The sequence below is a fragment of the Pseudomonas viridiflava genome (genome assembly GCF_001642795.1).
GTDB classification, from domain to species: Bacteria; Pseudomonadota; Gammaproteobacteria; order Pseudomonadales; family Pseudomonadaceae; genus Aquipseudomonas; species Aquipseudomonas viridiflava.
Genome location: NZ_LKEH01000025.1, coordinates 193,453 through 208,214, shown reverse-complemented (window position 1 = coordinate 208,214; position 14,762 = coordinate 193,453). Strand labels below are relative to the sequence as shown.

At 58.2% G+C, this 14,762-nt stretch carries 20 protein-coding genes; 10 read left to right on the top strand and 10 right to left on the bottom strand.

What is annotated here, in order from left to right; all coding sequences use genetic code 11:
* Window positions 1-70: 70 nt before the first annotated feature.
* From hisG to AO065_RS11635, 8 genes are all read right to left on the bottom strand, one after another.
* The gene (hisG, locus tag AO065_RS11670) at window positions 71-706 is read right to left on the bottom strand and encodes an ATP phosphoribosyltransferase (RefSeq protein ID WP_004881537.1); all 636 of its coding nucleotides are present in this window, start codon (window positions 704-706) and stop codon (window positions 71-73) included.
* Between the two features lie 155 nt (window positions 707-861).
* Window positions 862-2,127, bottom strand: a complete 1,266-nt coding sequence (gene murA, locus AO065_RS11665; protein WP_004881538.1) for a UDP-N-acetylglucosamine 1-carboxyvinyltransferase — start codon at window positions 2,125-2,127, stop codon at window positions 862-864.
* Between the two features lie 22 nt (window positions 2,128-2,149).
* A complete protein-coding gene (locus AO065_RS11660) occupies window positions 2,150-2,389 on the bottom strand; it encodes a BolA family protein (RefSeq protein WP_004881539.1) in 240 nt (79 codons plus the stop codon).
* 113 nt (window positions 2,390-2,502) lie between these two features.
* On the bottom strand, window positions 2,503-2,808 hold the full coding sequence (locus tag AO065_RS11655) for an STAS domain-containing protein (RefSeq protein ID WP_004881540.1): 306 nt from the start codon (window positions 2,806-2,808) through the stop codon (window positions 2,503-2,505).
* Complete coding sequence (locus tag AO065_RS11650; RefSeq protein ID WP_004881541.1) at window positions 2,805-3,458, bottom strand: MlaC/ttg2D family ABC transporter substrate-binding protein; 654 nt, start codon at window positions 3,456-3,458, stop codon at window positions 2,805-2,807. The genes AO065_RS11655 and AO065_RS11650 overlap by 4 nt, the downstream gene beginning before the upstream one ends.
* Before the next feature lie 10 nt (window positions 3,459-3,468).
* Window positions 3,469-3,936, bottom strand: a complete 468-nt coding sequence (mlaD, locus tag AO065_RS11645; RefSeq protein ID WP_004881542.1) for an outer membrane lipid asymmetry maintenance protein MlaD — start codon at window positions 3,934-3,936, stop codon at window positions 3,469-3,471.
* Complete coding sequence (gene mlaE / locus AO065_RS11640) at window positions 3,936-4,733, bottom strand: lipid asymmetry maintenance ABC transporter permease subunit MlaE (RefSeq protein WP_004881543.1); 798 nt, start codon at window positions 4,731-4,733, stop codon at window positions 3,936-3,938. Before mlaE ends, mlaD begins: the two co-directional genes overlap by 1 nt.
* Entirely contained in the window at window positions 4,733-5,542 is an 810-nt protein-coding gene (locus AO065_RS11635; protein WP_004881544.1) for an ATP-binding cassette domain-containing protein, read from the bottom strand. Before AO065_RS11635 ends, mlaE begins: the two co-directional genes overlap by 1 nt.
* Window positions 5,543-5,867: 325 nt before the next feature.
* Here AO065_RS11635 and AO065_RS11630 point away from each other — a divergent pair, with 325 nt between their 5' ends.
* From AO065_RS11630 to AO065_RS11585, 10 genes are all read left to right on the top strand, one after another.
* Complete coding sequence (locus tag AO065_RS11630; RefSeq protein ID WP_004881545.1) at window positions 5,868-6,842, top strand: KpsF/GutQ family sugar-phosphate isomerase; 975 nt, start codon at window positions 5,868-5,870, stop codon at window positions 6,840-6,842.
* The gene (locus AO065_RS11625; RefSeq protein WP_004881546.1) at window positions 6,843-7,382 is read left to right on the top strand and encodes a KdsC family phosphatase; all 540 of its coding nucleotides are present in this window, start codon (window positions 6,843-6,845) and stop codon (window positions 7,380-7,382) included. It abuts the gene before it with no gap.
* Between the two features lie 9 nt (window positions 7,383-7,391).
* Window positions 7,392-7,964: an LPS export ABC transporter periplasmic protein LptC gene (gene lptC / locus AO065_RS11620; RefSeq protein WP_004881547.1), complete on the top strand. Its 573-nt coding sequence runs from the start codon at window positions 7,392-7,394 to the stop codon at window positions 7,962-7,964.
* Window positions 7,951-8,499 (top strand): lipopolysaccharide transport periplasmic protein LptA, encoded by a 549-nt coding sequence (gene lptA / locus AO065_RS11615; protein ID WP_004881548.1) that lies wholly within the window; start codon window positions 7,951-7,953, stop codon window positions 8,497-8,499. Before lptC ends, lptA begins: the two co-directional genes overlap by 14 nt.
* The gene (lptB, locus tag AO065_RS11610) at window positions 8,499-9,224 is read left to right on the top strand and encodes an LPS export ABC transporter ATP-binding protein (protein ID WP_004881549.1); all 726 of its coding nucleotides are present in this window, start codon (window positions 8,499-8,501) and stop codon (window positions 9,222-9,224) included. The genes lptA and lptB overlap by 1 nt, the downstream gene beginning before the upstream one ends.
* Window positions 9,225-9,419: 195 nt before the next feature.
* Complete coding sequence (locus AO065_RS11605) at window positions 9,420-10,913, top strand: RNA polymerase factor sigma-54 (protein ID WP_004881550.1); 1,494 nt, start codon at window positions 9,420-9,422, stop codon at window positions 10,911-10,913.
* A 74-nt stretch (window positions 10,914-10,987) separates the two neighbouring features.
* Window positions 10,988-11,296, top strand: coding sequence for a ribosome hibernation-promoting factor, HPF/YfiA family (gene hpf / locus AO065_RS11600; RefSeq protein ID WP_004881551.1), 309 nt, complete (start codon window positions 10,988-10,990; stop codon window positions 11,294-11,296).
* A gap of 12 nt (window positions 11,297-11,308) precedes the next feature.
* Window positions 11,309-11,773 carry a PTS IIA-like nitrogen regulatory protein PtsN gene (ptsN, locus tag AO065_RS11595; protein WP_004881552.1) on the top strand — a complete coding sequence of 155 codons (465 nt, stop codon included), beginning with the start codon at window positions 11,309-11,311 and terminating at the stop codon, window positions 11,771-11,773.
* Window positions 11,774-11,775: 2 nt separating this feature from the next.
* Window positions 11,776-12,633: an RNase adapter RapZ gene (gene rapZ, locus AO065_RS11590; RefSeq protein ID WP_004881553.1), complete on the top strand. Its 858-nt coding sequence runs from the start codon at window positions 11,776-11,778 to the stop codon at window positions 12,631-12,633.
* Window positions 12,634-12,649: 16 nt separating this feature from the next.
* Window positions 12,650-12,922: an HPr family phosphocarrier protein gene (locus AO065_RS11585; protein ID WP_004881554.1), complete on the top strand. Its 273-nt coding sequence runs from the start codon at window positions 12,650-12,652 to the stop codon at window positions 12,920-12,922.
* A gap of 313 nt (window positions 12,923-13,235) precedes the next feature.
* Here the strand turns inward: AO065_RS11585 and AO065_RS11580 are convergent, their stop codons facing one another.
* Together AO065_RS11580 and AO065_RS11575 are read right to left on the bottom strand one after the other, a co-directional pair.
* The gene (locus AO065_RS11580; RefSeq protein ID WP_004881555.1) at window positions 13,236-14,123 is read right to left on the bottom strand and encodes a ZIP family metal transporter; all 888 of its coding nucleotides are present in this window, start codon (window positions 14,121-14,123) and stop codon (window positions 13,236-13,238) included.
* 27 nt (window positions 14,124-14,150) lie between these two features.
* Window positions 14,151-14,762: a superoxide dismutase gene (locus tag AO065_RS11575; RefSeq protein WP_004881556.1), complete on the bottom strand. Its 612-nt coding sequence runs from the start codon at window positions 14,760-14,762 to the stop codon at window positions 14,151-14,153.

Sequence of the window (14,762 nt, the reverse complement as noted above, 5' to 3'; positions counted from 1 at the left end):
CCGCGCAGGCACCTGAGAAATTTGGCTATGACACGGATAGCTGGACGCAACTCAACGTTGCGTGATCGGGTCAGCCGCGGTGTCGCGACTCCACTGCCTTGCGCAGGGTGTCGATGAGCGCCTGAATACGCGCGTGCTGCATTTTCATGGAAGCCTTGTTGACCACCAGACGCGAGCTGATGGTCGCGATCAGTTCCTGCGGTTCAAGACCATTGGCACGCAGTGTGTTGCCGGTGTCGACCACATCGATGATCTTGTCGGCCAGACCGATCAGCGGAGCCAGTTCCATCGAGCCGTACAGCTTGATGATGTCGACCTGACGACCCTGCTCGGCGTAATAACGCTTGGCGACGTTGACGAATTTGGTAGCGACGCGCAGACGGCCCTTGGGCTCTACAGCGCCGATGGCACCGGCGGTCATCAGCTTGCACTTGGCAATCTGCAGATCCAGCGGCTCGTAAAGGCCCTGACCGGTATATTCCATCAGCACATCCTTGCCCGCCACACCCAGGTCGGCGGCGCCATGCTCGACATACGTAGGTACGTCAGTGGCACGCACGATCAGCAGACGTACGTCAGGCTGGGTCGTGGGAATGATGAGCTTGCGGCTCTTGTCCGGATTCTCGGTCGGCACGATGCCCGCTTCAGCGAGAAGCGGCAGGGTGTCGTCAAGAATGCGGCCCTTGGACAGTGCGATGGTCAACATGGGAAACGTAAGTCCTTATCAGGAAACTTTTGGCATGACGCAAACGGCGCATGACAACCCTCCGGCACAGGATGCCCGAGGTGAAACGAATCAGAAATCACACCTGCTATCGAACGACGACCCCGGCGCATTTGGAGCGCCAGGGTCGTTCACCACTAGCCCGGAACGCGACGAATCTTGGCGCCCAGCATCTGCAGTTTCTCTTCAATGCACTCGTAACCACGGTCTATGTGGTAGATGCGGTCGATCAGGGTATCGCCTTCAGCGACCAGAGCCGAAATCACCAGACTGGCCGAAGCACGCAGGTCGGTCGCCATCACTGGCGCGCCCTTGAGGCTTGGCATGCCGGTCACGATGGCCGTGTTGCCTTCCACCTGAATGTGCGCGCCCATGCGGTGCATTTCGTACACGTGCATGAAACGGTTTTCGAAGATGGTCTCGATCACGGCGCCAGTGCCTTCAGCGATGGCGTTGAGCGAAATGAACTGCGCCTGCATGTCGGTCGGGAACGCCGGGTAAGGGGCGGTCCGCACGTTCACAGCCTTGGGCCGCTTGCCGTGCATGTTCAGTTCGATCCAGTCGTTGCCGGTGGTGATCTCGGCGCCGGCTTCCTGGAGCTTGAGCAGCACAGCTTCCAGGATGGTCGGATCAGTGTCCTTGACCTTGACGCGACCGCCAGTGACGGCAGCGGCAACCAGATAGGTACCGGTTTCGATACGGTCAGGCATGACCTTGTAGGTCGCCGAACCCAGACGCTTCACGCCATCGATGGTGATGGTGTCGGTGCCTGCGCCGTGGATTTTTGCACCCATGGCGATCAGGAAGTTGGCCAGATCGACCACTTCAGGCTCACGTGCGGCGTTCTGCAGCACGCTGCGACCGTTCGCAAGGCTCGCGGCCATCATGATGTTCTCGGTGCCGGTCACGCTCACGGTATCGAAGAAGAAATTGGCACCGCGCAGGCCGCCTTCAGGCGCCTTGGCCTTGATGTAGCCGCCTTCGACGTCGATGATCGCGCCCATGGCTTCAAGACCACGGATGTGCAGATCGACCGGACGCGAACCGATGGCGCAACCGCCAGGCAGTGCGACTTCCGCTTCGCCGAAGCGGGCGACCATCGGGCCGAGTACCAGGATCGACGCACGCATGGTCTTGACCAGTTCGTAAGGTGCGATCAGGGTCTTGATGGTACGAGGATCGATTTCCACGCTCAGCTTTTCGTCGATCACAGGCTCGATGCCCATGCGACCGAACAGCTCGATCATGGTGGTGATGTCGTGCAGGTGCGGCAGGTTCTGAACGGTAACCGGCCCATCGGCCAGCAGGGTCGCAGCCAGAATCGGCAGCGCAGCGTTCTTTGCCCCGGAGATGCGAATTTCGCCATCAAGGCGAGCGCCACCGGTAATAATCAATTTATCCATTAGAATCTCGACACCAATTGGCTCAGGTGCGCTCGGCCCAGGCAGCGCGGCTGAAAAATTTCATAGTCACCGCGTGGATACTGCCATCGGCAATCCAAGGGTTCAGATGGGCATAAATCTGTTGCTGACGTTTGACGGGGCTCAATGTGGCCATCTCGTCACTGATCACGTTCAGCTGGAAGTTGCAGCCTTCGCCTTCGACTTCCACGTTGATTTCGGGCAGCTTTCCTTCAAGGAAGGCTTTCACTTCTAGGGCCTGCATGCTTAACCTCGATCGGCGCTGAACGCGCGCGGGTCGGCCATGATACAAAAAAGCCCATGCTATGCGAACCCCGATGATGGGGTGCCGGACAGAGGGCTTTTCCGATTGACCTGTTAATGGATGTCCAGAAGCTCGTTCAGTCCGGAAACCTGGGCAATTTTACGCATGTCTTCGGGCAGCGACTGCACCTTGATCGACTTGCCGGCTTCGCTGGCGTCACGCATGAACGCCAGCAGCAGGGCCAGGCCCACGCTGCTGGATTTCTCGACGCCTGAACAATCCAGCGTCAGGGTGTCGAGGTCGCCGGACCTGATCAGCGCCGCGCCCTGCTTGCGCAGTTGCGGCCCGCTGCGGTAATCCAGAACCCCGACCAGCTTCAGCTCGCCAGGCCCGACCAGACGGACAGCTGTCTCACTCATTGCGCAGGCTTCTGTGCAGCTTCGTCGGTGGTTTCCTTGGCCTTGGCAACTTCGCCAGCCCAGCCATTGATTGTCTTGTCCAGATCGTTGCCGTTGCGCTGCATGGCGTCGGCGAACTGATCGCGGAACAATTTACCAATGTTGATACCGTTGATGATGACGTTACGCACCTTCCACTCACCATTGACCATCTCAAGGGTGTAGGAAACCGGGTAAACCGCACCGTTATTGCCTTTGACCTGCATGTCTACGCTGGTCCGGTCGGCACCTTCCTGCTTGGCAGGCGAAACGGTAATGCCCTGATTGTTGTACTCCAGCAAGGCGTTACCGTAGAACTGCATCAGGCTGCGCTTGAAGTTTTCCTGAAAGCGCTGCATCTGCTCAGGCGTGGCCTTGCGCGAATACTTGACCGTCATGATGCTGCGGGAAATGCCGTCGGCATCCACCACAGGGCCGACGATGCGGTTCAGGGCATCATAGAAGGCGCCTGGATTGGCTTTGTACTGCTCTCTGTTGGTCGCCAGATCGCTCAGCAATTCCTTGGTGGTGCGATCCACAAGGTCGTGGGCCGACGTTGCTGGTGCTGCATTGGCCAGCATCGGCAGTGCGGCCAGCAATACCAAAAGGCCACGGCGCAGAATCGAGATCATTTATAGCTCCTCATTTGGCGTCTTTGCTTACAGTATTGAGCAGGAACTTCCCGATCAGGTCCTCAAGAACGAGGGATGACTGCGTGTCATGGATGGTCGAGCCATCCTTGAGCAGCGCTTGATCGCCACCTACGCTCAAACCAATGTATTTCTCACCCAGCAGGCCCGCCGTCAGGATCGACGCCGTGGAGTCTGCCGGAAGATTGTCTACCTTCTTCTGGATCTCCAGCGTGACACGACCGGTATAGGTGTCGCGATCCAGATCGATCGCGGTGACCCGGCCGATCGTGACACCAGCCATGCTTACCTTGGCTCTGACAGTCAAACCGGCAATATTGTCGAAGTAGGCATAAAGTTTATAACTGTCGTTGGTCGCACTGGTGCTCAGACCACTGACTCGCAGGGCCAGCAAGAGCAGAGCCAGTATCCCGGCCAGCAGGAACAGGCCGACACCGGTTTCGATGGCGCGGTTTTGCATCAGAAATCTCCAAACATCAAGGCGGTCAAAATAAAGTCCAGGCCCAACACTGCAAGCGAGGCATACACCACGGTCTTGGTCGTCGCACGGCTGATCCCCTCGGAAGTGGGATCGCAGTCATAACCCTGGAAAACGGCAATCCATGTCACCACAAAAGCAAATACGACGCTTTTGATGACCCCATTGAGCACATCGTTCGTGAAGGAAACGCTGTTCTGCATGTTCGACCAGAAGGAGCCCTGATAGACGCCCAGCCAGTCGATCGCTACCCAGGATCCACCCCAGATGCCGACCACGCTGAAAATCATCGCCAGAATCGGCAACGAAATGAAACCTGCCCACAGACGCGGCGCAACGATGTACTTGAGCGGATCGACACCGATCATCTCCAGGCTCGACAACTGCTCCGTAGACTTCATGTTGCCGATCTCGGCGGTCAGTGCGGAACCCGCACGGCCAGCGAACAGTAGAGCGGTCACGACCGGCCCCAGTTCACGCAACAGCGTCAACGCAACCATCTGCCCGACCGCCTGCTCGGAACCGTACTTGGTCAGGATGCTGAAACCCTGAAGCGCCAGCACCATGCCAATGAATGCACCGGAGACGACAATAATAACCAGCGACATGACGCCGACCGAATACAGCTGCTTGACCAGCAATTGAAAACTGCTGCCGGTCCCGCCGCGCCCCAGCAGGGCATTGCCGAGAAATATTCCCGAACGGCCCAGCACGGTAACGATATCTATGGCCGCACGCCCAAGCAGGCGGATACGGTCCATCAATGACTTTTTGCGCATCAGCGCTTCCCCAACAGGTCTTCGCGGAAATCCGGCGCAGGATAATGAAATGGCACAGGGCCGTCTGGTTCGCCGGTCATGAATTGACGAATACGCGGATTGTCCGAGGACATCAGTTCCTGCGGCGTGCCCTGCCCCAGCACCTGTCCGTCACCGACGACGTACAGATAATCGGCAATGCTCGCGGTTTCGCTCAGGTCATGGGACACAACGATGCTGGTAATGCCCAGTGCATCGTTGAGCAGCCTGATCAGACGCACCAGAACGCCCATTGCAATGGGGTCCTGCCCGACAAAGGGTTCGTCGTACATGAGAATCTGTGGATCAAGGGCAATGGCACGCGCCAGCGCAACACGGCGCTTCATGCCGCCTGACAGCTCGTCAGGCATCAGTTCGACCGCCCCGCGCAGCCCGACGGCCTGCAGCTTGAGCAGCACGATATCGCGGATCATCTCTTCCGGCAGTTCGGTGTGAACACGCAGCGGGAATGCCACGTTTTCGAACACGTCCAGATCGGTGAACAGCGCGCCGCTCTGAAACAGCACGCCCATCTGCTTGCGCGCGTCGAACAGGTCACTGCGCGACAGATCCGGCAGGTTCTGGCCGTTGACCCACACCTGACCTTCGCTTGGACGCAGTTGTGCGCCCATCAGGCGCAGCAATGTAGTCTTGCCGCAGCCGGAAGGCCCCATGATCCCGGTGACTTTGCCCCGAGGAATACGAATATCGACATTATTGAAAATGCTGCGCGTGCCGCGTTTGAAGGAAACCCCTTTCAACTCGACCGCGTAAGCGTTATCAGGACTCATCTAAACTCCTTGCGATACAGCCTCCCTCCTCAGCCGCCAACCCCCAAAGGGAGACAAGCCGTCCAGGCGGGCCGAACGAGCGGCGGACTATACCATCGCAGCGACACGCCACCCAAGAAGAGAACCAGTAGGTTCAGATATTCACCGGATAACCATTAAGCGCCCCATCAGCAGCGCCGTTTGCAGTGCAACCTGCACCGCCCAGCTACAGACCCTCCAAAGCGTAGGAAATTCGTTTATAAAAAACACAACGACGATCAGACGTGAGGGAATCGTACATTACCGCTATAATCGCCGCCTTTCAGCAGGCCGACCATTTCAAGTTATGAACCAATCCAGTGACCTGATTCAATCCGCGCAGCGCACCATCCGCCTCGAGATCGAAGCCGTAGAAGGCTTGCTGGGCCGTCTTGATGCCGATTTCGTGCGTGCGTGCGAGATGATCCTGGCCAGCAAGGGACGTGTCGTCGTGGTCGGAATGGGCAAGTCCGGACACATCGGCAACAAGATCGCCGCGACGCTGGCGAGCACCGGCACCACGTCCTTTTTCGTTCATCCGGCCGAAGCGAGCCATGGCGACATGGGCATGATCACCCGTGACGACATCATCCTTGCGCTGTCCAACTCGGGCACTACCAACGAGATCGTCACCCTGCTGCCTCTGATCAAACGACTGGGCATCAGGATGATCAGCCTGACCGGCAACCCCGAGTCGACCCTGGCCAAGGCCGCAGACGTCAATCTGAACGTGCAGGTCGAACACGAAGCCTGCCCGTTGAATCTGGCGCCAACCTCATCGACTACCGCTACGCTGGTGATGGGTGATGCGCTGGCCGTTGCGCTGCTTGAAGCCCGCGGCTTCACAGCCGAAGACTTTGCCTTCTCCCATCCGGGAGGTGCGCTGGGACGACGCCTGCTGCTCAAGGTCGAACACGTCATGCATTCCGGCGATGCCCTGCCCGTGGTTCAACGCGGCACGCTGCTGCGTGATGCGTTGCTGGAAATGACGCGCAAGGGCCTGGGCATGACTGTAATTCTGGAAGCCGATGGCACGCTGGCCGGAATATTCACCGACGGCGATCTGCGTCGCACACTGGATCGCCCGGTCGACATCCGTGAAACGACCATCGATGAGGTCATGACAGTTCATGGCAAGACAGCCCATGCAGACATGCTGGCCGCCGAAGCCCTGAAAATCATGGAAGACTACAAGATTGGCGCGCTGATCGTAGTTGATGCGAACGACCGACCGACGGGTGCGTTCAACCTGCAGGATCTACTGCGCGCGGGAGTGATGTAAATGCAGACTCAGGCAGCGAACAGCGAACTGATGCAACGCGGCAAAGCCATCAAACTGGCGATTTTCGACGTCGATGGCGTACTGACCGATGGCCGGCTGTACTTCCTGGAAGACGGCAGCGAATTCAAGACATTCAACACACTCGACGGCCAAGGCATCAAAATGCTGATAGCCTCCGGAGTGACAACTGCCATTATCAGCGGCAGAAAGACACCTGTGGTCGAGCGCAGGGCAAAAAACCTCGGCATCGAACACCTTTATCAGGGTCGTGAAGACAAGCTGGTAGTGCTGGACCAACTGCTGGCCGAATTGAACCTGAGTTACGAACAGGTCGCCTATCTGGGCGATGATCTGCCAGACTTGCCGGTCATACGACGCGTCGGTCTGGGCATGGCGGTTGCCAATGCGGCCGGCTTTGTCCGCCAACACGCTCATGGCGTTACGCAGGCGCGCGGTGGCGAAGGTGCTGCACGCGAATTCTGCGAACTGATCCTGAGCGCGCAGGGCAACCTTGAAGCGGCCCACTCCGCCTATCTATAGAAGCCATTTATGTTCAGCAAGAAAATTCGAAAGCTGGTGTTTTTCGGGGTGCTGGTACTGCTGTTCGGTGCCGTAGGCTACTGGAACATCAACCCGGAAAGCTTCATGGACCAGCCGGTGAGCTCGGTCGACGAGAACGTCATTGACTACTATGCGGTCAATACGCACACCCATCAGTACCTGCCCGACGGTGGCCTTCAGTACGAAATGACGGCTGACAAGGTCGAGCACATCAAGGCCACTGACGTGACCCTACTGACCACCCCCGACCTGCAGATGTACCGCGGCACCGAGTTCCCCTGGCATGTGCAGAGCAAACAGGGCGAGGTCTCCCCGGGAGGCGAACAGGTAGAATTGATCGACTCGGTTCGCGTTGCGCGCACTGACGAAAAACAACGTACGACTATCATCACCAGTAGTCGCATGACCGTATTCCCACAGAAGCAATATGCGCAGACCGACCAAGACGTTAGAATCGACGCCGCGGGCGGTGTCACTACGGCCAAGGGAATGAAAGCATATTTGAAAGACAGCAGGATGGACCTGCTGTCCAACGTCAGAGGACAGTATGAGGCTCGTTAAAACTCTTCCTTTTTTGCTCGGCCTGGGCGCAGCACTGGGAAGCGCGAGCGCCTGGTCCCTGCCAACCGACCGTGATCAGCCAATCCACATCCAGTCCGACGATGCGCAGCTTGATGACAAGAAAGGCGTGGCCACCTACAAGGGCAACGTCATCATCACGCAGGGTTCGATGAAGATCACAGGCAACACCGTGACCATCACACGCAACGCTCAGGGCGAAGTGGATATCTTCACGTCTGTCGGCAACCTGGCCTACTACGAGCAGAAGCCGTCGGTGGACAAGCCGATCGTGCAGGCATATGCCGTCACCATTCAGTATTACGCCGCTCAGGACCGTATAGTCCTGATCGACAAGGCCAAGGTCGTCAACGACGGCAACACGTCCGAAGGCGAGAAGATCGTCTATGACACGGTCAGGCAGGTCGTCAGTGCGGGCCGTGCCAATGGTGGCGCGAAAGTGACCACGCCACGTCCACGGATCGACATGGTCATTCAGCCTAAAAAGAAAACCGATCAACCGCAGAAGGCCCAGTAATGGCGACGCTTAAAGCCCAGCATCTGGCTAAAAGCTACAAAAGCCGTCAGGTCGTGCGCGATGTGAGCATTTCCATCGACAGCGGCCAGATTGTCGGTCTGCTGGGCCCCAACGGCGCCGGCAAGACCACCTGCTTCTACATGATTGTCGGGCTGGTACAGGCCGATCAGGGCCGCGTGCTGATCGATGATCTGGACGTCAGCCATCAGCCCATGCACGGCCGCGCCCGTGCAGGTATCGGCTACCTGCCGCAGGAAGCCTCGATCTTCCGCAAGCTGTCGGTGTCCGACAACATCATGGCGATCCTCGAGACCCGCAAGGAACTCGATGCCGCTGCGCGGCGCAAGGAACTGGAAAGCCTCCTGCAGGAGTTCCACATCACGCACATTCGCGACAACCTCGGCATGAGCCTCTCGGGTGGCGAACGTCGCCGCGTCGAGATTGCACGTGCACTGGCGACAGCCCCAAAGTTCATCCTTCTGGACGAACCCTTCGCGGGCGTGGACCCTATTTCGGTAGGCGACATCAAGCAGATCATTCACCACCTCAAGGCCAAGGGCATTGGCGTGCTGATCACTGACCACAACGTTCGCGAGACGCTGGATATCTGTGAAACAGCCTATATCGTCAACGACGGGCAATTGATCGCAGAGGGCGACTCGCAAACCATTCTGGCCAACCAACTGGTTAAAGAAGTCTATCTGGGTCACGAATTCCGCCTGTAAAAGCCGCATTCGAAAAAGCCGCATCCGGCCTATCCAGGCCTCCAATACCGGTGCGGCTTGTTGACAACGTATTATTTCTAGTAACGCTCTAGGCAAACGCCCTGCTTTCAGGCATATAATCTGCTTAAGTTGGCGTTTCGGCGCCTGTAGTGGATGGCGCGAGAGCGCCGGCGAATAAGGTGTTTAGCCCCTGCCATGAAACCATCGCTAGTCTTGAGAATGGGCCAGCAGCTGACGATGACACCGCAGCTGCAACAGGCAATCCGCTTACTTCAGCTATCCACACTGGACCTCCAGCAGGAGATTCAGGAGGCGCTGGAATCGAACCCGATGCTGGAACGCCAGGAGGAAGGCGACGACTTCGATAACTCCGACCCGATGGCGGACAACATCGAACAAAAGCCCAACCCCGATGTTCAGGAACCGACCTATCAGGAATCTGCACCTACCGTAGACAACCTCGAAGAAGGTGAATGGAACGAGCGCATTCCCAACGAGCTGCCCGTCGATACCGCCTGGGAAGACATCTACCAAACCAGCGCCAGCAGCCTGCCCAGCAATGACGATGATGAATGGGATTTCACCACCCGCACATCTGTTGGCGAAAGCCTGCAAAGCCATCTGCTCTGGCAGCTCAACGTCGCTCCGATGTCCGACAAGGACCGCCTGGTCGCCGTCACGCTGATCGACTGCATCAACAATCAGGGTTATCTCGACGAGACCCTTGAAGAGATTCTCGAATCCTTCGATCCCGAGCTGGATATCGAACTCGATGAGATCGAAGCCGTTCTGCACCGCATACAGCAATTCGAACCGGCCGGCATCGGCGCTCGCACCCTGAGCGAATGCCTGCTGCTGCAACTGCGCCAGCTGCCGGCAAAAACGCCCTGGCTGAGCGAAGCGCAGCGTCTGGTCACAGATTATATCGACCTGCTGGGCAGCCGTGACTACGCCCAGCTCATGCGCCGCATGAAGATCAAGGAAGACGAACTTCGTCAGGTCATCGAACTGGTGCAGAGTCTGAATCCGCGCCCAGGCTCGCAGATCGAGTCCACCGAAGCCGAGTACGTCATTCCCGACGTCATCGTGCGCAAGGACAACGAACGCTGGCTCGTCGAGCTGAACCAGGAGTCAGTGCCGCGCCTGCGAGTCAATCCTCAATATGCAGGCTTCGTGCGCCGCGCAGACACCAGCGCCGACAACACCTTCATGCGCAATCAGTTGCAGGAAGCCCGCTGGTTCATCAAGAGCCTGCAGAGCCGCAACGAGACGCTGATGAAGGTTGCCACTCAGATCGTCGAGCACCAGCGCGGCTTTCTGGAGTATGGCGATGAAGCCATGAAGCCGCTGGTACTGCACGATATCGCCGAAGCGGTGGGCATGCATGAATCAACGATTTCCCGCGTGACCACGCAGAAGTTCATGCACACGCCACGCGGCATTTACGAGCTGAAATACTTCTTCTCCAGCCATGTCAGCACCTCGGAAGGCGGCGAGTGCTCGTCCACGGCAATTCGCGCGATCATCAAAAAACTGGTCGCGGCGGAAAATCAGAAAAAGCCGTTGAGTGATAGCAAGATCGCTGGTTTACTGGAGGCACAAGGCATTCAAGTAGCCCGTCGCACAGTTGCCAAATACCGCGAATCTCTTGGGATTGCACCCTCCAGCGAGCGCAAGCGACTGATGTGATGCAGGCCGAGCCACAGCGTTCCAGTGGCAGGCACCACGCCTGCCTCTTTATGCACTGGCAAAGGAGAAGCTGTATGCAAGTCAACATCAGTGGACACCAACTGGAAGTGACCAAGCCACTTCGTGAATACGTTGAGCTCAAGCTCAAGAAACTCGAAGGGCATTTTGACAAGATTACAAACGTGCAGGTCACGATGGCGGTCGAGAAGCTGAAACAGAAGATCGAAGCCACGCTGCATATCCACGGTGGAGAGGTAGTTGCCAATGCTGAACATGACGACATGTACGCGGCCATCGACCTGCTCACTGACAAGCTCGACAGACAATTGCTCAAGCATAAGGAAAAGCAGCAAAGCATCCTCAAGGGTGCAAACGCTCGCTGACGCTCACCACACATGATCCGACTTGAAGAAATCCTGACCCCCGGCCGTTCCGAAGTGAACGTGCCGGGCGGCAGCAAGAAAAGCGTACTCGAACATATTGCCCGACTGATCGGCCGCGAAGTACCGGGGCTTGATTGGGAAACAGTATTCAAAGCGCTCGTTGCCCGTGAAAAACTGGGATCTACCGGTTTCGGCAATGGCATTGCCATCCCTCACTGCCGTCTTGCCACCTGTGGCGAGCCTGTCAGTGCCGTCATTCATCTCAACGACTCCGTGGACTTCGATGCCATCGACGGCGCGCCTGTCGACCTGCTGTTCGTGCTGCTGGTCCCGGAAGCCGCCACAGACAAGCACCTGGAGTTGCTGCGCCAGATCGCCAGCATGCTCGACTCCAAGGATGTCCGGACACGCCTGCGCAGCGCCAAGACCAATGAAGCGCTCTATCAAGTGGTGCTAGACGTGCAGAACGGCAACTGAACATGCGCATGATCATCGTGAGTGGCCGCTCCGGCTCGGGCAAAAGCACGGCGCTCGATGTACTGGAAGACAGCGGCTTCTACTGCGTCGACAACCTGCCTGCCGGATTGCTTCCGGAGCTCGCCGAGCGCGCCTTGATCAATACCGAACTGGCCGAACCGCTGCTGGCGGTTTCCATCGATGCCCGCAACCTGCCCAGTCACCTGACCCGCTTCCCTGCCATGCTCGATGAGGTCCGTGGGCGCAATATCCAGTGCGATGTGCTGTATCTGGATGCCGACGAAGCCACCCTGCTCAAGCGCTTTTCCGAGACCCGCCGCCGCCATCCGCTGAGTACATCGGACCGTTCGCTGGCCGAGGCAATACGTGACGAGAGTACGCTGCTCGGGCCGATCATCGATCTGGCCGATCTCAAGATCAACACGACCCACCTTAATCTCTACCAGCTGCGCGATACGCTCAAGCTGCGCCTGCTGAACAAGCCGGAGCCAGGCACTGCCTTTCTGATCGAGTCGTTCGGCTTCAAGCGCGGCATGCCGGTCGATGCGGACCTGGTCTTTGATGTGCGCTGCCTGCCCAATCCGTACTGGAAACCCGAGCTGCGTGATCATTCGGGACTTGAGCAACCTGTCATCGATTATCTGGCGGTACAGCCCGACGTCGAAGAAATGTTTCAGGACATCTCTTCCTATCTCGCCAAATGGCTGCCCCGCTTCGCCGCAAGCAATCGTTCCTATGTGACCATTGCCATTGGCTGCACGGGCGGGCATCACCGGTCTGTCTATCTGACGGAGCGACTGGGTCAGGTCCTGCAACCATTACTCAAGAACGTTCAGGTTCGCCACCGCGACCTCAGCTGAAAGGAACACCTCTGCGATGCCCGCTCGTCAAATCACCATCATCAACAAACTGGGCCTGCATGCCCGCGCAGCCGCCAAGTTCGTAGGCGTCGCCGGCAAACACCCTTGCCAGATACGGGTTGGCCGCTCGCCTGAGAGCATGGTCGACGGCAAAAGCATCATGGCCGTGATGATGCTGGCGGCTGGCAAAGGCACCGAGATCCATCTGTCGACTGAAGGCGAAGGCGAGCAGGAAGCACTGGATGGCCTGGTCGAGCTGATCAACAACAAGTTTGACGAAGGCGAGTAAACGAACTCCCTGCACGGCGCTGATCGCTCATCGTTATACACAAGTTCGCCTCAACACTGATCGTGCCCATCGCTCCGCGTGGGCATGCCACCCGTGACGCTCCCNACAGACTGCGGACTCAGTGAGCCGAGCGCATGGCTCAAGTCACCTTTTCGCCCCTCGGCGACTTACTTTGAAATGCCAAAGTAAGCAAAGCCTTTTGCTCCGGTTCCGGCCCCGGCTTCGCCGGGGTTCCTTCGTCCTGACACTGATTCGGGGGTCGCTGCCTCACTGGGTAGCCAGATGACTTGTGTATAACGATGATCGCTGATCGTCAGACAAGCGCTGTATCCATCACCATCATCAGACAGAACCCTGCAATCAAGCCCAGGCTGGCGATTTTGTTGTGTCCGTTCAGACGCGATTCCGGGATGATTTCGTGGGTCACCACCAGCAACATGGCACCCGCTGCCAGTGCCAGACCGAACGGCAACAAGGGTTCGGCAATCGCCACCAGCCAGGCGCCCAGCAGCGCGAACAGCGGCTCGACCAGCCCGGACGCCGCACCGATCAGAAACGCCCTTATCCGAGACATCCCCGCCCCCGCCAGCACCATGGCAATCACCAGCCCCTCGGGTACATCCTGCAAGGCAATGCCGATGGCCAGACTGTCGGCTTCCGACAACCCGCCGCCTGCCGACACACCAATTGCCATGCCCTCTGGAATGTTATGCGCCACGATGGCGATCACGAATAGCCAGATGCGCGGTGCAATTGCCGGGTGATCCTGAATGCCTCCCGACTGCGCGCCCTGGGATACGCTGTAATCCACCGCGAACAGGCCAAGGGCACCCAGAACGAGTCCAAGGCTGATCAGGCCCCCAGCGCCCCACGGTGTAAACCCAAGGCCTTCGGCAGCGGCGAGGCCCGGCACGATCAGCGAGAACGCCGTCGCAGCCAGCATCACCCCGGCACCGAAACCCAGCAAACCGTCCGACACCATGATCGGCATCTTGCGGATCACCAACACCGGCACGGCGCCCAGTGCCGTGCCCAGAGCGCAGATAGCGCCACCTTCCAGAGCACGCAACAGGCGCGGCTCAAGATTCAGCCAGGCCAGCCCTTGAGCCACCAGTAACGCCATACCCGCCAAAAGCAGCACGGTGCCTACTGCAAGACGAAACAACCGGACACTGCTGACAGCGAGTATTTCAGAACGCATAAACGGCCCTGGTTCGTGTTGGAAAGATCAGGCCAGTGCGGCCTGATAACGTCGGGACACCTCGTCCCAGTTGACGACGTTGTAGAACGCATTGATGTATTCCGGGCGACGGTTCTGGTAGCGCAGGTAGTAGGCGTGCTCCCACACATCGAGACCGAGAATCGGCGTATTGCCGCTCATTAACGGGCTGTCCTGATTACCACTGCTCTCCACCACGAGTTTCTTGTCCGGCGTCACGCTCAGCCAGGCCCAGCCGCTGCCGAAACGGGTCAGCGCCGCTTTGGTAAAAGCTTCCTTGAAGCTGTCGAAGCCGCCCAACTGGGCGTCGATCGCTTGAGCCACCTCCCCTTTTGGCAGACCGCCACCGCCGGGCACCATGACTTCCCAGAACAACGAATGGTTGGCATGACCGCCGCCCTGATTGATCACCGCTGGACGCAGGTTTTCAGGCAGCTGCTTGACGCTGGCGACCAGCTTTTCGATGGGCCACTCGGCGTATTCGGTGCCCTCGACCGCAGCATTGAGGTTGTTGATGTACGTCTGATGGTGCTTGGTGTAATGGATCTCCATGGTTTGCGCATCAATGTGCGGCTCCAGGGCGTCGTAGGCGTAAGGCAGTTCGGGAAGGGTGTAAGGCAT